Origin of the sequence: Neobacillus endophyticus (assembly GCF_013248975.1) — a bacterium.
Classification (GTDB): Bacteria; Bacillota; Bacilli; order Bacillales; family Cytobacillaceae; genus Neobacillus; species Neobacillus endophyticus.
Genome location: NZ_JABRWH010000001.1, coordinates 2,850,592 through 2,870,136, shown reverse-complemented (window position 1 = coordinate 2,870,136; position 19,545 = coordinate 2,850,592). Strand labels below are relative to the sequence as shown.

23 protein-coding genes and 1 pseudogene are annotated in these 19,545 nt (G+C 32.7%); 8 read left to right on the top strand and 16 right to left on the bottom strand.

Annotation, left to right across the window (positions count from 1 at the left end):
- Position 1 precedes the first annotated feature (1 nt).
- On the top strand, positions 2-1,198 hold the full coding sequence (locus HPT25_RS14110; protein ID WP_173065224.1) for an MFS transporter: 1,197 nt from the start codon (positions 2-4) through the stop codon (positions 1,196-1,198).
- Between the two features lie 248 nt (positions 1,199-1,446).
- Here HPT25_RS14110 and HPT25_RS14105 read toward each other — a convergent pair whose 3' ends face one another.
- The 4 genes from HPT25_RS14105 to HPT25_RS14090 all read right to left on the bottom strand — a co-directional run bounded on the left by HPT25_RS14105 (position 1,447) and on the right by HPT25_RS14090 (position 4,597).
- Positions 1,447-1,641, bottom strand: coding sequence for a hypothetical protein (locus tag HPT25_RS14105; protein ID WP_173065221.1), 195 nt, complete (start codon positions 1,639-1,641; stop codon positions 1,447-1,449).
- A gap of 642 nt (positions 1,642-2,283) precedes the next feature.
- Positions 2,284-3,282 carry a DUF3231 family protein gene (locus HPT25_RS14100; protein ID WP_173065218.1) on the bottom strand — a complete coding sequence of 333 codons (999 nt, stop codon included), beginning with the start codon at positions 3,280-3,282 and terminating at the stop codon, positions 2,284-2,286.
- A gap of 260 nt (positions 3,283-3,542) precedes the next feature.
- Positions 3,543-4,004, bottom strand: a complete 462-nt coding sequence (locus tag HPT25_RS14095) for a CBO0543 family protein (RefSeq protein ID WP_173065215.1) — start codon at positions 4,002-4,004, stop codon at positions 3,543-3,545.
- A 482-nt stretch (positions 4,005-4,486) separates the two neighbouring features.
- Positions 4,487-4,597 (bottom strand): HAD hydrolase family protein, encoded by a 111-nt coding sequence (locus tag HPT25_RS14090; protein WP_246277191.1) that lies wholly within the window; start codon positions 4,595-4,597, stop codon positions 4,487-4,489.
- A 129-nt stretch (positions 4,598-4,726) separates the two neighbouring features.
- On the opposite strand from HPT25_RS14090, the gene HPT25_RS14085 reads away from it, so the two are divergent.
- Both HPT25_RS14085 and HPT25_RS14080 read left to right on the top strand, forming a co-directional pair.
- A complete protein-coding gene (locus HPT25_RS14085) occupies positions 4,727-4,990 on the top strand; it encodes a hypothetical protein (protein WP_217269710.1) in 264 nt (87 codons plus the stop codon).
- Positions 4,991-5,227: 237 nt separating this feature from the next.
- Positions 5,228-5,608, top strand: coding sequence for a hypothetical protein (locus HPT25_RS14080; RefSeq protein ID WP_173065209.1), 381 nt, complete (start codon positions 5,228-5,230; stop codon positions 5,606-5,608).
- A gap of 414 nt (positions 5,609-6,022) precedes the next feature.
- Here HPT25_RS14080 and HPT25_RS14075 read toward each other — a convergent pair whose 3' ends face one another.
- The 3 genes and pseudogenes from HPT25_RS14075 to HPT25_RS14065 form a co-directional block, all read right to left on the bottom strand.
- Positions 6,023-6,274, bottom strand: coding sequence for a hypothetical protein (locus HPT25_RS14075; RefSeq protein ID WP_173058281.1), 252 nt, complete (start codon positions 6,272-6,274; stop codon positions 6,023-6,025).
- A 357-nt stretch (positions 6,275-6,631) separates the two neighbouring features.
- Positions 6,632-6,727 (bottom strand): annotated as a pseudogene (locus tag HPT25_RS14070) (winged helix-turn-helix transcriptional regulator); the annotation flags it as partial.
- A 232-nt stretch (positions 6,728-6,959) separates the two neighbouring features.
- Positions 6,960-7,241 carry a winged helix-turn-helix transcriptional regulator gene (locus HPT25_RS14065; RefSeq protein WP_173065206.1) on the bottom strand — a complete coding sequence of 94 codons (282 nt, stop codon included), beginning with the start codon at positions 7,239-7,241 and terminating at the stop codon, positions 6,960-6,962.
- Positions 7,242-7,365: 124 nt separating this feature from the next.
- On the opposite strand from HPT25_RS14065, the gene HPT25_RS14060 reads away from it, so the two are divergent.
- Positions 7,366-8,319, top strand: coding sequence for an NAD-dependent epimerase/dehydratase family protein (locus tag HPT25_RS14060; protein ID WP_173065203.1), 954 nt, complete (start codon positions 7,366-7,368; stop codon positions 8,317-8,319).
- A 225-nt stretch (positions 8,320-8,544) separates the two neighbouring features.
- Here HPT25_RS14060 and HPT25_RS28340 read toward each other — a convergent pair whose 3' ends face one another.
- The 9 genes from HPT25_RS28340 to HPT25_RS14015 all read right to left on the bottom strand — a co-directional run bounded on the left by HPT25_RS28340 (position 8,545) and on the right by HPT25_RS14015 (position 15,055).
- Positions 8,545-9,441 carry a hypothetical protein gene (locus tag HPT25_RS28340; RefSeq protein WP_217269709.1) on the bottom strand — a complete coding sequence of 299 codons (897 nt, stop codon included), beginning with the start codon at positions 9,439-9,441 and terminating at the stop codon, positions 8,545-8,547.
- Positions 9,442-10,065: 624 nt separating this feature from the next.
- Positions 10,066-10,353 (bottom strand): hypothetical protein, encoded by a 288-nt coding sequence (locus HPT25_RS14050; RefSeq protein WP_173065200.1) that lies wholly within the window; start codon positions 10,351-10,353, stop codon positions 10,066-10,068.
- Between the two features lie 322 nt (positions 10,354-10,675).
- Positions 10,676-11,131 (bottom strand): hypothetical protein, encoded by a 456-nt coding sequence (locus HPT25_RS14045; RefSeq protein ID WP_173065197.1) that lies wholly within the window; start codon positions 11,129-11,131, stop codon positions 10,676-10,678.
- A 77-nt stretch (positions 11,132-11,208) separates the two neighbouring features.
- Positions 11,209-11,613 (bottom strand): VOC family protein, encoded by a 405-nt coding sequence (locus HPT25_RS14040; protein ID WP_173065194.1) that lies wholly within the window; start codon positions 11,611-11,613, stop codon positions 11,209-11,211.
- A gap of 174 nt (positions 11,614-11,787) precedes the next feature.
- Positions 11,788-12,201 (bottom strand): YjdF family protein, encoded by a 414-nt coding sequence (locus HPT25_RS14035; RefSeq protein WP_173065191.1) that lies wholly within the window; start codon positions 12,199-12,201, stop codon positions 11,788-11,790.
- 386 nt (positions 12,202-12,587) lie between these two features.
- Complete coding sequence (locus tag HPT25_RS14030) at positions 12,588-13,148, bottom strand: hypothetical protein (RefSeq protein ID WP_173065188.1); 561 nt, start codon at positions 13,146-13,148, stop codon at positions 12,588-12,590.
- A 392-nt stretch (positions 13,149-13,540) separates the two neighbouring features.
- A complete protein-coding gene (locus tag HPT25_RS14025; protein ID WP_173065185.1) occupies positions 13,541-13,807 on the bottom strand; it encodes a hypothetical protein in 267 nt (88 codons plus the stop codon).
- A gap of 372 nt (positions 13,808-14,179) precedes the next feature.
- Positions 14,180-14,737 (bottom strand): DUF2812 domain-containing protein, encoded by a 558-nt coding sequence (locus HPT25_RS14020; protein WP_173065183.1) that lies wholly within the window; start codon positions 14,735-14,737, stop codon positions 14,180-14,182.
- 3 nt (positions 14,738-14,740) lie between these two features.
- The gene (locus HPT25_RS14015) at positions 14,741-15,055 is read right to left on the bottom strand and encodes a PadR family transcriptional regulator (protein WP_173065181.1); all 315 of its coding nucleotides are present in this window, start codon (positions 15,053-15,055) and stop codon (positions 14,741-14,743) included.
- A 441-nt stretch (positions 15,056-15,496) separates the two neighbouring features.
- Here HPT25_RS14015 and HPT25_RS14010 point away from each other — a divergent pair, with 441 nt between their 5' ends.
- From HPT25_RS14010 to HPT25_RS13995, 4 genes are all read left to right on the top strand, one after another.
- Positions 15,497-15,988 carry an RNA polymerase sigma factor gene (locus tag HPT25_RS14010; RefSeq protein WP_173065178.1) on the top strand — a complete coding sequence of 164 codons (492 nt, stop codon included), beginning with the start codon at positions 15,497-15,499 and terminating at the stop codon, positions 15,986-15,988.
- On the top strand, positions 15,988-16,893 hold the full coding sequence (locus HPT25_RS14005; protein WP_173065175.1) for a sigma factor regulator N-terminal domain-containing protein: 906 nt from the start codon (positions 15,988-15,990) through the stop codon (positions 16,891-16,893). Before HPT25_RS14010 ends, HPT25_RS14005 begins: the two co-directional genes overlap by 1 nt.
- A 506-nt stretch (positions 16,894-17,399) precedes the next feature.
- Positions 17,400-18,308: an ABC transporter ATP-binding protein gene (locus HPT25_RS14000; RefSeq protein WP_173065172.1), complete on the top strand. Its 909-nt coding sequence runs from the start codon at positions 17,400-17,402 to the stop codon at positions 18,306-18,308.
- 12 nt (positions 18,309-18,320) lie between these two features.
- The gene (locus tag HPT25_RS13995) at positions 18,321-19,466 is read left to right on the top strand and encodes an ABC transporter permease (RefSeq protein ID WP_173065169.1); all 1,146 of its coding nucleotides are present in this window, start codon (positions 18,321-18,323) and stop codon (positions 19,464-19,466) included.
- Positions 19,467-19,545: the final 79 nt, after the last annotated feature.

Below are 19,545 nucleotides of genomic sequence, written 5' to 3'. Positions count from 1 at the left end.
AATGAAAAAAGTGTCACTTCTATTTTTCTTAGTTATGTTTGTAATTGGGACGGATACCTTTTTAATTTCGCCTTTACTTCCTACTTTGAGGCATAACTATCATGTTTCAATCGATATTTCTGGATTCCTGGTGAGTGCCTATGCGTTAGGCTACGCTATTTTTGCGTTTATTGCAGGTCCAATTTCCGACCGTTTTGACCGAAAACGTATCATGATTATCGGATTAATTGCATTTGCCATTTCTACTTTTTTATGCGGAATAGCTACTAATTTCACAACCATGATTATTTTTCGATTTTTAGCAGGTGTAAGTGCCTCTTTTGTAACCCCACAAGTTTGGGCATCTATTCCTGTTTTAGTGGAGAAGAAAAACATTGTAAAATCGATGGGGTATGCTACGGCTGGTCTATCTATTTCTCAAATGCTTGGAATCCCAATTGCAAGTTACTTAGCTGCACTTTCATGGCATACACCATTCTATGTGATTTCTGCTTGTGCCATCTTATTAATGATTAGCATTGTACTTGCTCTTCCTTCGCTGCCTTCAAGAATCGACAAAACGCAAAAGAGAGCATCTATCCTACAATCTTATTTTGATTTGTTTAAATCATCTAAAGCTTTTCCTTACTTATTTGCGTATTTTATTTTCCAAACCGGTAACTTTGAAGCCTTCTCATTCATAGGCTCATGGTTTACATCTGATTTCTCTCTAAGAGTAGCTTCCGTTGGGACGGCTATGATTGCATTAGGAATAGGAAATACCTTTGGTTCACTATTCGGAAGTCATCTGGTCAAAAAAATCGGCCAATCTAGATCATTGCTTCTTTCACTCATCGTGTTAATTATTCTGTATGCGGCTTTACCATTTTCGAAATCCCTTGTTATCGCAGAATTTATTCTAGGTGTCATCTTTTTAATTGGTGGATTTGTCTTTCCTGTATTCATGAGTACCTTTCAAAGCCTGACAACCACTGCACGGGGTACAGTTTCAGCCGTTTCTAATGCGGCCATGTACTGTGGCACAACTCTTGGTGGGGCGGTCGGTGGTCTATTATTTGCCCGATTCACTGGATTTATGGGAATAGCCTACTTTACGGTAATTATGTACATTTTATCACTGATGATTTATACCAGTACTGGGATTTTTAGAAGTCAAAAGGTTATTGCACAAGCTCCAGAAAAAGTTCAAAAAGGATGATACCGGCATAAATAGAGGTTCAAACCTTATAAAACCGGTTCTCAAAAAATATGTGACAATAAAAATGGCTTGCAACCAGACAACGGTTTCCAAGCCATTTTCCCTTTACATAAAGAAATAGCACAATTCTTTTTAAAGAATCGCGCCCGATTGTTGAAGATCGTTATTGATGTAAAGCACTTATAGTCTAAGTGGGGCTCTTTTTCCTTATCCTTTCCTTTATTTTTAAAGTTAGTGGAAGAGATGGGTTATTTAAACAAACGCTTTACATTATTTGAATTTTCTTGTTGAGCCCGTTTTTTATTTTGCTTGTATATATAACTAATCATTGTCATAGATTTAATGCCTAAGATAGCAAGTATTATTGAATAAATCGTCGTTAAAAACACACCACATATAGCAATCCAAAATAATGTTGTGATCTTGGTTCCTCTGCTGAACATACTAAGCCCTCCAGGATAACTTTAATAATTATTATCCTGCACAGAACAAGGGAAATTATCATTAATTTGTAATATATACCAAAATATTACCTGAATAAAAAAGCTATTCATAAGGAATAGTCTTTTTTCATTTCTGAAAGACCTCGAAAGGATGCTAAGTATTTATTAAATCCTTTCTACAATATAAATTAAGCTCTTCACATTCGGCTTTATGTAACCAACAATGTTATTGGAATGAATGAATGTTTCAAGTAAATCCTTTACCTTAAATTTCACATTAGTATCATCAGAATCAAAAACGTTTGTATCCGAACATAAGATAGTAATATTTTGTTTAAAATTAAGAAATCCTGCTATATCCCATCTGAAAATTCCCTTCCTTTTTCTAGATCAGTAAGTATTTCATTATCATATACCATTGATTCTCACTCCTTTTTCTATTTAAAAAATTTGTTTTTTTCTTTAGACTACAAAAATAAATAATCCAATTAAGAAAAGCATAAAAAACATTTATTGTAGGTTTGGGTCTACGCTAAGTATTCATTTCACCCAAAAGCCTTCTTTTCAATTCCAAATTAATAGGAGGCGTTTAAAAAGTTGAATTATTCGAAATTAGCTATTAAATTTTTGGAACCATCTATTTTAACCTTTCACTTTTTTACTAAAGTCGATTGCTTGAGGTGGTTCTTCAAGCCAAGCATTCTTAATGGTAATATTCGCTGCATCTTCTCCAAATAAAAGGCTATCTGTTATTGCTTTTAAGTAATGTGCCCCTAAATCACGACGTTGTGCTGCAGATAACGACCGTCCGTAATAACCGATGCCAGCTTCCGTTGTGCCTGCAACTTCAAACATCAAAAGTTTGTCCGAAAAAGGAGAAATCGTCGTATCTTCAATTTTACGGGACCAAATCATAGGAGCCGGAATATCTTCTTCCAATAAAATCTTACTAAAAATTTCCACGTGTTTTTTTGCAATATCAGCACCACGGCGCATATGTTCTCGTACCTCTTTGGATTTTGCTACTTGGCTGTAACCGAGTAATAATGCGTGACCTAATGCATTGCGACTTATGGAGAAAAACAATTGGTCGATTTCAATTGCCGTTAACGGTCTTTTATTTCCGAGCCAACCCGATAAGAAACTTTGCCTTTCAGTCATATCCACCGATTTCGGAGTTGGAATAAAAGGGGGTCTTACATAGATTCCTTTTGCCAGCATCATATCGGTTGCTTCATTAAAAATTTGGATAGAAGTAGTTAAACATTCTTGAAAAAAATGACGAATATCAGGACGAGTTGCATGAGATAACGCCATTGAATAGGCGTTTAAATTCATATCCATTTTATTTTGAAGAAACACTAGAAAAAAGGTATCTGAAAATAACCGAGGAGCAGCTAAATTTACATCAGCTTCTGTAAAACCCAATGGCATCGCAAAGTTTTCCTTATTGAAAATTTGTTTAAGCTGGTTCAAACTGCTCTCGGATACTTGGTTCGTTTTTTCGATAATTGGACGAATTTCTGTGTCTTCCATTATTTTAAGGACATATTTTAATTTTATTACCATTGCGTTCATATCAATGTACGCAATCCAAAGGTTTGCAATTTCCGATGAAGTTAAATCTGCTTTTGTTGTCATAATCATTTCTCCTGTTTATTTCTTTTGATTACAAACATTTTTTCTTTAAAAACCTGAAATCCAGATGTTTTTTTATTTTTGCAAAAGTATTGAAACCAATACAGCAAAAATGCCTTAGAAAAAATAAAGGAAAAACTTGAAGTTATTAAATCGAACCAAATTATATAATACTTGGATTTTTTCACAAAACATGTGAATGGATATGAAAAAAATTACCCATTAAATAATATTTGATTTTAAAATAAGAGCAGAAAAGCTCATCATTCTAGTTGAACTTTTCTGACAAGATATCGCGTGAATTTATTAGATAGTACTAAAGCCAAATATAAAAAAGGATAAAGTAATAACGAATACCAGGTATTCCAACCATCATAATAAAATGTTTTACTCCATAAAAAGAACCTTTCAAATATTAATGCAATCAAAACCCATGCTGCTATATAAAGAATTTTTTTCATTAATCTCTTTCTATAGGGGAAAAAATTCAAAAATAAAATGCCGATAGATGGATAGATCCCATAAACGTAAATAAAGCTTCCCCATTCTGGACCTTTATCAAAATATCCATACACATTGTACATTACGTCAAAAATATAATTAGCTAATACCTCTAAAGCATGCGAGAATAAAATAATACTCAACATCTCAATGCCAGATAATCTTTTTGGTATAAAAATAACGGCTAAATTTAAAACTATTACAAAAAGGATAAGAAATAGCATTGTTGTAGCCCCAATCTACAATTAATGTTTTATTCTTATCCTTTCCTTTTTTTTGAAAGTTAGTATGAGACTTTCTTACTGACTGTTTTTCGGTAAATTAAAGTCAGCCTTTCAGCCTTCAGCGCAATCTAAGTGATTTTACAATATATACCAAGAACAGTTAATCTTTATAAGAATCAGCATAAGATGGATAATTTTGTAGTTTAAACACATAATATAGTTGACCACCAAGATTATTCTTGGTTGATGTTAAAACCCATCTTCATGCTCGCCCATAGGATGGGTTTTCTATTTTTCCGTCCTGGGCTATGACACCAGCAAAACGTGAATTTACAACGTTAAGGAGATTCCAAAAGAAAAAATCCCAATATCTCAGTATTAAAATTTGAGATATTGGGATTTTTGGTTACTTGAGAAAAGCGCCCGATTGCTGAAGATCTATATATAAAAAAATTAATACTTTACCACTATGTCATATTGAGCTAACGCAACCCGTTGAATAAGGAATCCAAAGTTTTTGCCACTCCATCGTTATCATTGGTCTCAGTTGCTTCTTTAGCTAATTCTTTTAGTTCTGTTATGGAATTTCCCATTGCAACAGGGTAACACATATCCAAGCCTAAAGCTTGCCCACCATGCCTTTAAGGTGCATGGCCGCGCCCTTTGCAGCTTATACCACCGGACCTCCTGAAAATAAAAAGACAGGCGAAAGCTTGGCATCCATGCTTTTAAATAAAATAAAGGCTGTTTTCGCAACTTTGTTGTTTTTAACAACTCTTTTTATAAAATGGTTTATTATCTATTTGGGAATGAATAAAAGAAGAAAAGTGTGTGATAAAGGAATCTTAGCTTCTTTGGTTGTTTTAGGTGTTGCGACTCTGCGCTACCTAGAGCAAAGAGAAAAGCGCCTCTACCTCCAGTTAAAGATAGAGCTCGCTAAACAAAAGAAGAAAAAGAAAAAGAACTCCCAACGTCGGAAGCGTTAAGGAGTTCTAAGAACCTCAAACGGAGGGAAGGAGCTTGCTCCTTTCCTCCACCATTTACTTGTATGTTATTTTTACCCTCTTTATACCAAAAGACAAGGGAAGTGAGCGTTTGTGTCAACTTTTTCATTATGCCTATCATTGATAGCTTTTATTCTCTCTCTCAGTAATTACATAACGGCAAGACGGGACCGAAAACGGGAAGAGGAAGAGCTAAAAAGAGAGAAAGAGGAGCAAGAAATGGAAGAAGAAGAGCTAAAAAGAGAGAAAAAGGAGCAAGAAATGGAGGAGGAAGAAATAGAAGAAATCCGTCAGTATTTAAATGCCTTAAACAAAAATGAAAACAAAGAAGAACGTCTGGTCTATCAAGTGATGGATTTGCAGTTGATTAAATATAGAGGAATCCAAACAGGAGATATTGTTCCAAATGATAAGGTAGCAATGGCTATAGATAAATCTATAGAGGGATTTATCTGGCTCTATGAAAAAGGTTATTCGCTTGAAAAGAATATTAAAGAATTGGTAAAAGATGAAGAAGAAAAGCTACATTATGAAGAAATGATGAACGCATTTGCAGTTTTGAACGATTTCATGAGTACGCATATGGCTTTAACGCGATAAGAAGAGAAAGATCAGATGGACTATTACATTTGGTCTTTTTTTATCGGTATTTCCAATTCCAAAATAAAAAGCCAAATTTCTCAATATTAAAATTAAGAAATTTGGCTTTCTTGTTGCTCTGGAAAAGCGCCCGATTGTTGAAGATCGTTATTGAAGAAAAGCAACCCGATAGTTTATTTGGCATGCACATTTTTAGTAGATCATGTGATTTTTAAGATTTTTAATGAAAAATATTGACAAACTATTAGCTGGTTTCTTCAATAAGAAAAGTGACGGGACCCCAGACTGATGAACAAATAAAAAAGCCAGATAACTTAATACCTGGGGTTACTGTTTTTACTTTATTAGGATACTTGTAACATCTTTTCTCACATAGTGGTTATTTTTTGGCAACCATTATCATTATCACATTAGTTAAGCTATATGTAGACTATTCCCTGTTCCTTTTGGTTCCGATTGTAATAAATTATTCAATACCTGCAGATTAACTATTTTATGAAAATTTGATGGTAGGTCTAAAGAAATTCCTTTATTTTTAGCAACACAAAAAATTAAGTATAACTCATAATACATTTTATCGGTAAGTAACTCATTTTCGATATTCTTCTTGATTTCATTATAAAAACGAATTAAAAACTCAACAGGTAACTTTTCATAATAATTCATTACTAATTTGCACCTCACAATAAAATTCATTAATATAATTATAACTTGTTTTATATACTAAAAACATTAAATTTGTGTAAAAAGTTTGAAAATTGTAATTATTATAACCTTATATTTTAAATAGTTTTCTAATAATAAATCCCCCCGAAATAGCATCGTGTCATTGAACAATTCGAGAAAACAAAAATAGCTTAAAAACAGTCAAATTCCTTTAGGTTATGAATAAAAGTTTATAGAGATTGTCCAGAATTCGATCTATAAAAGAATACCTATATATTCACGTTAAATGTCCCTAAAATGAAAAATGAGCGCTTTTCCTTGTTCAAGAATCGCGCCCTATAATGGAATAACAGTGACCTATTCTTTTTCTCTAATCCCTAATACATCCCATGCATTTCCCCAGTCTTTCATTGCCTCGAAAATAGGACGAAGTGTCTGCCCTTTTTCTGTTAGAGAGTATTTGTAACCGCTCGATTAATACTGAACAGTTTTTGCTCGATAAAATTGAACACTTTTTTCCAGTAGAGACGTGCACTTTATTTGGAGAGGCGGGCATGATAGCCTGCTTTGGATGAGCCAGATTTCTTGATACATCTGGCTTCATGGCTCATAATCTTGCCCGCAGAGGCTCCAAGTAAAGTGACAAATTTCCTGCACTAACTTCCAGTAAAGTGTTCACTACTAATTAGCAAAAAGTGTTCAATTTGGCCAAGCGCTTACAGTATTCCACATGTGGTGGAATTTCTGAGTAAATCACTCGTATAATAATCCCTTCATTTTCTAATTCTTTTAATCGCATCGAAAGAGTTCTAGGACTAATTCCATTTAAAGACCTTTGCAATTCACCATATCGCTTTGGACCAGAGAAAAGGTCTCTAAGAATCATAAACGTCCACTTGCCACCAATTACACTCATTGTTTTTTCGATAGGACATTGAGAATGGTCATGTTCAGAGTATCTAAGCATCTTATTCCTCCATTACTATATATATGGATAGTTGCTATAAAAAATATCAGTACTTTTATTATGATAGCACTTCAATTATTATAGTTAAAAATGGAGCTTTAGTAAATAATGGAGGGATTAAAGCATGAAAGCAATTGTCTTTGGAGGTACCGGGTTTATTGGAAGCCATGTTGTTGAACAATTACATTTGGCTGGACATCAAGTAACGACAGCTGTTCGTGAAACGAGTGATACAACATTTTTAGAAAGTTTGGGTGTAAATGTCGTTAGGATTGACTTTTCTAATTCCGAAGTTATTGGAAAAGTAATAGAAGGACATGAAGTCGTTTATAATTGCACAGCAGATACGAAGCTGCAGACTCAAATCAGCTTGAATGATTCAGTGGAAATAAAATTGACAAGAATGCTTATTGAAGCAGCTGCTTTACATGGTGCTTCACGATTTATTCAGCTAAGTTCAATCGTAATATATGATTTTCAAACTAACGAACCGATCGATGAATCCTATATTTCACATCCTGAGTACCCAATACAGGGTTTACTGCTTGAAAGAGAAAGAATAGTCGAAGAAGTAGGACGAAAAACCGGGATTACAACCATCGTGTTACGTCCGGCGAGTACAATTGGCGTTAGGGATAAATCGTCATTTTTTGCTAGGCTATACGCCACACATGCCAGCGATCAATATCCGATGATCGGAAATGGTGATTCTAAAGTTTCTCTCATTGATACTCGTGACATTGGTCGGGCAATGGCTTGGTTAGGAACTTATCAAGAACCTGAAAATGATAATAGCATCTTTTTGCTTAAAGGATTCGATACTACTTGGAATCAATTAAAGACAGCCATTGATAATGCAACTGGGAAGATTTCCAAGACACTGCACTTGCCGAAAAACTTAACGGAAGATCAAATAATTGCAAATAAATTAACACTTTTTGCAGTGAAAACTTTCACAGTGAATAGAATTTGGAATGACAACAAGATACGAAAACTCGGTTTCAACACAAAATATTCGTTGAGAGATTCGGCAGAAGCTGCAATCAGAGACATAATTAGACGGAATCGCCAAATTTAAAAGTATCATATTATATGTCTTCAGCGTCACTTTTTCTTTATAATGGGGTACCGTCAGGAAATAAGGATTTACAACGTTAAGGAAATCCAAATAAAAAGCCTAATTTCACACACGTGGTTTAAGTGAGAAATTAGGCTTGAGTTAGCTCATTAAAGCGCCCGTTTTATGGAAGATCAATGGCTAAATCTTATTCGAGATAAGCGCCCGATTGTTGAATTAACTGCGTCAATTATTGTCTGCCATAGGATACAGAGGGTATTCCCATTGATGTGTACATTCTTCCAGCATATAATATCCACTTTCCTCATTCGATACGATACGAGAACATTGCTGTCTAGGAATTGCCCCCTCATCATTATCGTTGATTACATCAATCCAACTTTGACCAGAGGCCTTATCATAGCGTACTTCTAAACGGTTTCCATTTACTGTGAGTGTTTGACCGTCTTCTTTATTCTCCATCTTAACGATAAAAGCTTTGATATCTGCTATAGTTTCTGAGTAACGAAGTGTTTTTATATTTTCCTCTTTTTTTTCAGTTTTATTTTGGACATCCCGTGAACTCATTGATGAATGAGAGGGTTTTAAGTATACATCTTTCATTCCTTCTCTAGTTGAGAAACGAACAATATCATCAGATATCCATTCTTCTTTACCCAAACCTAAAACACTTTTAGCCTCCACTCCAGACGGATTTTCCGTGCGATGAATTATTATTGAAATTGATTGATCATTGAGGCGCTTTCCAATAAAGCCGAAGGATGTCTTGTAAAAATTATAAAAATAAGTTGTTTCTCCAAAAGTAAAATGCCGATATTCGATAATGAGTGATTGATGGCTAAAATGAGAAGCAGTTTTTGTATAGCTATTATCCATTACCCAAACCATAAAACCCTGTATTATTAAAATAGGAATACCTATCATCAAACCGATAATGGTCCAAAATTTATAAAAGCGAGAAGAACGGAAGCCAATTACAAATAAAACAATAATATTTATTGCTAAAGGAATTATATATCCAGTTGGCATTAAAAATAGAATGAAATAGTTTGTAAGATGCATGATGATAAGTATCAAGTCCATCAAACTTACCAAAATTAAAATCCACTTTGTTTTCGTCATAGCCGTTCCTCGTTTCGTAGCTTTAGTAATTTATTATTTTATAACCAATTTAAACCTTCTCCATTAAATGGTCCAAGATTGCAAAATGAGCCCAATCCTCAAGAATTTCGCCCTATTAGGAGGACATTTCTTAATCTAATTCAAGATAAACACCAAGTTAATTCAATTTTAAAAGTTTTGAAATTAGATCCGAACTACCCGGCATCAACAAAAATATTGAAATAAAAATTAATAATATGCCTATAACAAATAGGAGGATTACTATTTTAAAAGAACTCGGAACACCCTTTTTCAAAACGCCGACTATAAGAAAAACAATACCTATAAAAAGTAATAATAAATAATAAAAGCCCATATTTTCACAATCTCTTTACATTGTAATATTATATATATAGATATTCTATGTATATAATAAAGCAAGTTTATTTAAAAGTAAATTTTTTCTAATTTCGCCTTTGTTCAATCTTATAAAACTCTATTAAATCATAGAATCTTATCTCACAAGAAAGGAGTTGCTACTGCAACTCCTTTCCCACGATAGCGCTCGATTGTGGAAGAACAATGGCTAAATTTTATTCGAGATAAGCAATCCGTTTGTTTAAGTACAGTCCTTCACGATCTGGATTAAACTTGCTGTGTCCAAATTTTATATATTTCTTGACCATCTATGGTTGTTATATCTCTATGGATACTAATCTTTACATTATTGTAACTGGCCCATTTAGGTAAAATTGATTCTAAATATTTGATTACTTTTTCGTCAGGAGTAGCATAACCAACATTAATCTTGCTGATTAAATATGGACCGAAATCCGGAAGTAAAGCATCTGCCCATTCTTCAGCTTGAATTTTTGAATTAAAGATACGATTATCTTCTTTATAACTACCACTTATCCATACAATATTCTCCATAGTGTCACCCTCTTTTTGGAGTAAAGTAAAATTGCCTTTTTAAATAAAATGCCACATTAGAATTTGTTAGTGCTACTGAAAAAAGATTTCCTCGCTATCTCTAATTTGTTTACGAACAGTTTCACCCCTATTCAACTTTTGAGCACAGCTTGCCCCCCTCAAAAGTTTCCAATATATTAGACGAAAGAAATTGTAACTTGTCACTTTACATAAAAAAGAGCTCAATTCAGTTCAGAATTGCGCCCGATTGTTGAAGATCGTTATTGAAGAAAAGCACCCGTTACTTTAAATGTATAATTTCATAATCCATAAACGTTACTCTTTATATGTTATAGGATTTATCCAATTTAATTAAGGATTGTCCCACTTTGTAAAGAGAATCATAACTTTGATTTGCTATTGCAGTTTTAGTTTCAACTAAATCCTTTTGTAATTCCTTTTTTATTTCTATAGAAGCATTAACTTTATTAGCAAATTTGATTGCACCTTGTTCATATCCAATAACAGTATTAAGATTCTCTTTATTCTTTTCAAAATCTATAGTCTTTACTTGACCTTGTTCTAAAACACCATTTAAAAAGATTTGGGTATTATGAATAGCGTCACCTAAAGTACCATTTCCAGTAACAGGTTCTTCGCTTATATTATGTACAACAGGATTTTGCTTTCTAACAGTTTTAGAAGCTGTACCTTCATCAGACCCTTGATTATGAAAGGTGAACCAAACGACCACACCCACTATTACTAAGCAAAATACTAAAATTGCGTTTTTTTTCATTTTTTCCCTTCCTTTTATAGATACTTATACTTTTCTTGCAATGCAAACTTCCTAAAGGGTTCAGATGGATTATAAAGTTAAATTCCTTGGTTATTACGCAATTCCACTATCGTTCCTTCTGGCGCTTTTAACTTACATAATTGACCATTTTCTATATGATAAATGATCTCGCCATTTTTCAAAACAAAATGGGTGTTCAATTCTATTAACCTTTCAACCTCTTGCTGAAGGTTTTCTACCCACAAACAGAAATGAACAAGTCCTTCACTATTTGAATTGGCCACAACTAGCTCCTCGCCCTGCTTACCCGTTTGTAATTCGATATAAAACGTACCTAACTTCAACCATGTATTAAAAGCACGTCCGTGAAAATTCTGCGACTCTTCGACAATTTCAAAACCTAATGCTTTTGTATAAAATGCCAAGGTTTCTAAATATGTATTAGTTTGAATACATAGATGGTGCACGTAATTTTTTGTCATCGATTTTTTCTCCTTCTTCAAATCGCCCTATAGTTTCAATACATTTCATTTCAATCTCCATCTATATTAACATAAATATCCAATTATCTTTAGGGAAGTTCCTCCACAATCTAACCCTTTAAATAAAAAAGAGCACAATTCTTACTGCAGAATTGCGCCCTATTCTTGAATAATCTATCGACCTTTATGCTTTTGTTTAGCTTTTTGTTTTTTTATTTCCCATTGTCTTTGTTTAAAAGCATCATCACGCCGTTTTTTAAGTTGTTTGCTTTCCGCTTTCCGTCTCTCAATATCTTCTTTAATCGCTTCTTGTGCTTGTGTTGAAACTCCTTTCTGCTTCATTTCTTTGGCTACCTGACGTTGGAGACGTTTAGGATTAATTTTTTTATCTAGATTCCTTTTCCCTTTGATCCCTATCTGCCTACTTTTTTCAAGGACAGCAAGTAACCGATGATTTACAAATTCTAATACCTCAGAATCACTAGGCTCTGTGCCAAATACATAACGGTAAGCCTTCAATCTTCCGTTTTCTTGAATTTCAATTACTCCAACCCAAAACTGACCATCGTAATAAACCGTCAAGGTCATGACGATTCCCCCCTCTTAACAACAAAATCTTGGAATGATGGACATCCCGAGGAGGGGAAGGTTACTGACATCAATGTTTAATTTAATGCATCCGGACTACCAACCGAATTGTGTTTTTTCATTCCATGTTTATTATATATTAACTTAAAATTACTTGTTAAGTCTTGCTCAATTAAATAGCCCTTTACATAAAGAAAAGCGCAATTCTTGCAGAATCGCGCCCGATTGCTGAAGATCAATAACCAAATCTAATTCGAATGAATCTCGGTTTAAGTACAGTTTATCAAGTTTATCACCATCTTATAAATCCGTTGAACAATAAAACGTCATTTCCTAACTGTTGGGAAAATAAAATAACTAACTTAAAAATTACAGTGACATCAAAATCATTTTTTTACTGACTCAATTGTAGTAAATATTCGAGAATACACATCCTTAATGTTACTTTCATTTATCTTATCGTTATATAGTCCATAACCCCAGTATTGATATTTTTCTTCGCCCGATTGGAAATATCCTGTTGCATAAGTTTGGTCTTTCATATCAGGTACATCCTTATAGGATAATTGTTCATTAACAAATGGAATATATGATTTTGTGGACCCAATATAGAAAAAAGGAATACCAGAACTTTTGTAAACTTTAGCATATATACTATTAGAAGCTTGGGATAAATGTTCCTTCATGATAAAAACGGCATCAAATTCTGATGAAAGGTTTTTATCTCCTGCTAATTTAGTAAAATCAATATTTTCGAATTTCACATTATTTTCTCTTACACTTGGTGAATCACCAATAACACCAATCACTAAATTTTTACCACTATAAAGAGGCGTGTTAACAGTTTCATTACTAATAGATTTATCTAGTGCCTTATTTTGTATGCCAGCTTTTGAACATCCTGCTAGAATAATTAGAAAGATAAACATTAATGTAAATTTCTTCAAAATGTCCTCCTATAATAAAACAAAATGGAAAATATTTATAATCTTATTTTAACATCAGTTTTTGTTTGTTGAGAACAAACAAAGAATCTTTTTCTGTTTTCTGTTTTCTATTCTCAAATTCCATATAACCCCTCATCATTAATGACTAATTAAACATTCTTCAAAGATATTTTTTCCTTTTTAATTGCTTCGATTCTTATTCCAGTAAAGAGTCCTTACATATAAGGAAAGAGCACAATTCTGTTGAAGAATCGCGCCCGATTGTTGAACACAGATTGAATTTTAGAATCAAAAATGCGATTATCTTCTTCATAATTTCCATTTATCCATACTATGTTCTCCATTTATTTACCTGCTTTTGGAGGTGTAATAAAGTTAATTCCTCTAATTAACTATGGATACAAAACAGTATTAACCCAATATTTTGCGTTCTCCGAGTCTTTTTTCTTAACAGAAACGACATATTGGTTTTCGTAATTACTGTTCATTCCAGCACTTCCAAAGTTTCCTCTCGTTGTCCCCTGTCCCAACCATTGACTTGAACGGTTAATAACTTTGTAGGTATATTTAATGCCCTTACTTTCTAAAATCCCTCTTACCTTTGATAATTCTTCCATTGAATATCCAATATAAATTTCTTCTTTATTAAAGAAAAACATATCCGTCCCCCATTGTTACGCTATTTACATTAACGTAACTTTAATTCCATTTTATTACATTATACTGTATTACTTGAAGGAGGATTTAAAATTTTTTATATATCATGAGATATTAAAAAAGTATTCTTTATTCAACTAACCTGCCATTTAACGGAATAGAGACCAAGAAAAATGGACTGCTGATACAGTCCATTTTTGCTCAATTCTTGCGCCCGATTGTTGAATATCACTAAGTTTCTATTAGCTGGTTTAGTTCAATAAAAAGGGGATCACCGCAGCAATCTATCCCATCTGCAGAAGGCTCATATTTTTTCATTTAACTTATCTTCTAATTGCTCACCAAGTAAGGATATCCATAATCTATTGATCCACTTATACAAGTGATTTATATACTTTTCTATGTCTATAGTAACTTCTTAATGGTTGTACATTTGAAAATAAAGTCATAATTCCACCATACAAGATAGAAATATTTCCATAAATCTTGTAAAGAACAACTGCAATAATGAAGAGCATTACTAAAATTAGTGTGTATATAAAACAGATAAACATTTTTTGTTTTTCTCGTGCCTTATAAGATTCAACGTCAGAAAAAATATCTTTGTTTGTTTTTGGGGAATCAGTATAAAAAATATGTTTAAAGTACCCTTTATGCTTCGCAAGACCAATCCATCCTACATCATTAAAAAGACTGTTATATTCATTAAAATCCTCTTTTTTATTGAACATACGAAAATCAATTTTGTAAATCCGATTTTTTTGTTCTGCATACTGCAGAGGTTCGAAAACATATTGACAGTCATCAATATCCTCCGAATCATAACTTTTAAGTACCCAACCATCTTGTAACATGCTTTGTAACCATTGTTCCTCTTCTGTAAAATTAGAAAATTTCTTACTCACCTTTTTGAAGTTATTTCTTTTTACCATTTCTTATATCCTTTCTTCCATTATTTTTTCAGTGAAAGTTATCATTTTTTGAAATCTGTTAAACTCTAAATGCAATATTTCTTTGCCCTTCTCTGTAATAGCATAGGTTTTCTTTTTACGACTGTCCTCTTCTTGTTTTACAGTTTCAATTAACCTTTGCTTCTGCAAATTATTTAAAACTCCATAAAGCGTTCCTGGTGCAATAATAAAGCTGCCATTACTAACCTCTTCGATACTCTTAATAATTCCATAACCGTGTAAAGGTTCGTGATAGAGAGCTAATAAAATCAAATATGTAGATTCTGACAAGGGATTCATAATTATTACCTCACATATACATTGATACTCGATATATTGTTTCTCATACTATACAACACAATATATTGAGTGTCAATATATTGGGGTGCAACTCAAAATGGTTAAAAATTTAAGTAAAGTAGAAATACAATACGGCTTATTGATTTCGTTAAAACAAACAAATTACTTATAAGTATTGACATCATTTATTAAGCCTGTCACTTTAGCAGTTATATTTTGCACCCGTTTAAAGCGCTATTTTGCTGTACAAATAAATATAAAAGCCCAATCTCTCATTAAAATTGAGAAATTTGGACTTTTATCATTACTCCTGAATAGCGCCCGATTACGGAACCATATAATTCACAATAGCCCCATCCATTAATTAATTTATGTAAAATTAAATTTAGTGTATACATCTTTAAGTGCTTATTCGTTGTATAAGTGTAGGGAGGTCAAAATGTGAATAAAGAAAATGTACTAGCCTCCTATCTTATCAATTTAGGAGAGGAAGTGTTCCGGCTATTACTAGCAAAGGGGGCCAAAAAGGAAGATGCTGAAGATATTATACAAAATACCTTTTACAAAGTTTATCTACTGTTGGATAACCTAACAGAGAGCAATATACGTCCGTGGTTTTTCAGAGTATCACTCAATGAATATATTGACTTGAAAAGGAAAAAGGAGAATCAGAGCGTTTACTTATCAGAGGAAATTTATTCAAAGCTGCAACATACAGATCGTGAATTTGATGTCATTTTAAATAAAGATGAGATTTTTTATTTATTAAAAGACATCAAAAAGGAATACAAAGAAATTTTCTTTTTAAAGTATTATTATGATTTATCATATGAAGAAATTTCTATTATTTTAGACATCCAAGTAGAAAGCGTAAAGCAAAAATTATATCGCGCACGTAAATTTATTCATTCAAAAATAGGAGGAAAACTATAATGGACACTTCATTAAGTGGAGCATTAAAAAAAGCTAAACGTAAACAACTACTAAAAATAATCATTACTTCAATTATTGTCGTACTGATTCTTTTACCAATCCTTTATAAAACAGGCAACTACTTTGCTGCAAAAAGTTCTGCAAGACTTAACGACCGGCTTTTCTTACATAATGCAATCGCCGAACCTAATATTCAAATTGACTCTCAAGTAACTGCTAATTCATCAATGTTTAATGGCAACATTATTACTAACCGTTCTAAAAATATTGATGGCTACTTAGTTCAATGGAGCAGACTCACAAGTTCGTATGATTGGCTTCGCATAAATATTGATAATAATGAGTTAACTCCGGGGTTTTATTGGTCTGACAAAGGGTCCTATGAGTATGATAAACAAACAAAAAATAAAGTTGCAACATTTTATAATCCATCCATTCAGAAATATTATGATGGCATACAAAACGAACTAGGGGAAATTTCACAAATGGAGAATCACGTTGCAGAAGTTGCCATTTCTTTCAATCAACCTTATACATGGAAAGAAATACAAGCAAAAATCCCCAATAATTTAAATATTGTATGGTTGTATATGACATCACCAATTGGAGATGAAAGTAAAGGACCTGCCGGTATGCCGGTTTATGGATTTGCCCCATCTGATTCACCGAAAGAAGCATACAAAAATTTTATTGATGCGCTTGAAAAATATGATGTTAATGACGAAACAATCCAGAAATTTTTAAATTTAAATAAAAAGAAGCAGTTTGATGAGGTGAAAATTTTGGGGGTAATGCTCACTGGCCAAACAAAAAATTTTAAAGCCTTAGAAAATAAAGATTTTATTCGTGGTGCTTCAGTAGGCGCTACTGCGCAAATTGTCCCTTATATTAAACCCGAAAAATAGCGAGTAGATACCAGATTTATATTTAGTCTCTCTTGCAGTAAGTGGCTGGAATCCTAGCGAACATAACAACTAATAGCCTTTACTTTGCAATCAGCTTGAAAAAGTAAAGGTATCAAGGAAAAGAGACAGTATCAAAAATGAAAAAGGTACTGTCTCTTTTTCTATGTATATTTTTGACTAAACTGTTCGTTATCTTCAAGAAAACCTTCAAAATCTTCTCTAAATTTTAGCAAAATTACCCAATCCCTTAATGAGTGTTTATTCCAGAAAATGGCCCGATTGCTGAACAATCTTCTTTATTAATTGGACAACAATTTAATTTCTTTGAAACGAATAGTGTCATAACTTTTAAATATTGACACCAACTGTCAGGGCTCAATGATAAATACGGACTGGATTAACTATTACTTACGAGTATAGAAAAATATGGATAATATGGAATGGAGATGATAACATAAAGGATAACAATAATTTCTTAATATTCAATAAGGTTAGGAGGGGGATTAATGTTAGAAATTAAAAATGTGTCAAAAACCTACGATAAAAACACCGCCTTACAAAACGTGAATTTTACTATCCCTAGTGGTGTTTGCTTTGGGTTAATTGGACCAAATGGTGCTGGTAAATCCACATTAATGAAAATTTTAGCTGGTATCATCGAAAAATATGAGGGGGATGTTACTTTTCTAGGGGATGAAATTAAAACCAATTCTCATAAGATAAAAAAACAAATTGGTTATATTCCACAAGATATTGTTTTGAATGAAACTTTAACTGCAATTGATAATCTTGAGTTCTTTGGTTCGGTTAACGGATTGTCATCAAAAGAGGCAAAGATAAAAGCATTGAAAGTATTAGATTTGGTCGGTTTAAAAGATCGAGGAAAAGAAGCAGTTAAAACCTATTCTGGTGGGATGAAAAGAAGGATTAATATCGGGTGTGCTTTAATGCATAATCCTAAGTTTATTATTATGGATGAACCGACTGTGGGTGTGGATCCTCAATCAAGGAATTATATCTTTGAAATCATTCACAAATTAAAAACACAAAACATCACGGTTTTATATTCTAGTCACTATATGGAAGAAATTGAGCATTTATGTGAATATATAGCTTTAATTGATAAGGGCACGGTATTAGAAAATGGTTCGGTACAAGAAGTACTACATAAATATTCTACTCCATCCGTTTACGTTGAGGGGGAGACAATAACGGAAGAAATGTTTACTTCGCTAGGAAATGTATATCTAAAAGGAAACGGGATTGTTGTAGAAAACGATGAAGCTTTAACCTTATTAGAAAAGGTGACAAATCTATTAAAAGAACATCAATTAGAAGTAAATCGTTTAGAAATTGCAAAACCAAACTTAGAAGATATCTTCTTGAAGTTAACCGGAACATCTTTACGGGATTAAAGGAGTGGGAATATGATTGGTGCTTTTATTAAAAAAGAACTAAAAAGAATGAGTAAAGAAAGAGGTATGTTTTTCTTCCTTATTATTCTACCTATTTTATTTATTGTAATGTTTTCAACCATTTTAGGAAATCAAAACTATACTTTTCAAATTCATTACATAGATCAAGATCACTCCGCTTTATCAAAAGATTTTATTCATCATTTATCTCCTTCTAAAACCTTTGAGCTGGTAAAAGAATCAGACGAAAAAGAAGTACTTGCTCAAATAAAAAAAGGAAAGGATACAAATCTATTAATCATTGATAAAGGATTTGAATCGTCTATCAAATCTGGACAGTCTCCTATTTTACATTTTTACTATGATAAGAACCAAAGTTCGGCTCAAGAGGTTGCTCCTATTAAAACCTTAGTGGAAAACATAATAAACGGCTATAACCAAGCTAAAATCCAGACATTCGTTCAATCTCACTCTAAAAATGTTACAGAGGCTCACTATGTTTTATCTCCTTCGATCGATTTAAAGTCTAAAGCAGTTTCTGTAAAAAAAGTAAATGCAATTACTAGTATCGTGCCTGGATATACTGTTATGTTTGTATTCTTTATATTGATGAGTATGGCTCGAACCTTTATCAGGGAACGGGACAGTGGAATGTTAGCTCGTTTATATGCAACTTCTATAACCAGGTTTCAATATACGTTCGGAATGTGGATACCTTGTGTTATTGTAGTGCTAATTCAAATAGCTGTCTTATTAGGTTTTGGTTATTTTGCTTATCATTTGAGTTTAGGAAATATCCCTTCTCTAATTGTACTATCTTTCATATTGACCTTAGCTGTTACTACACTTGGGTTAGTGATCTCTTTTTATACAAAGAGTGAACAAATGGCCATAGGCCTTACTCAAATTATCACAATGGGTGGAGCTGCATTAGGTGGACTTTGGGTTCCGTTAGATATTATGCCGAAATCGATTCAAACAATTGCTCATTTCTTACCTCAATATTGGGCACAAACAGGCTATGTTAATATAATGACAAGAGGGGCTAATTTAGCTGATATATTGCCAACTTTATATTATTTAATTGGATTTAGTATCATTTGTTTTATTTTAGCTTTAGTAGGATTTAAAAACTTCTTTAAGGGAGCTACAAATTAATTATTTTTCCTTTGGTTCCATAAATCACAAAATAACGGGCAATACATATTAAATACATATTAAATACATAATATGTATT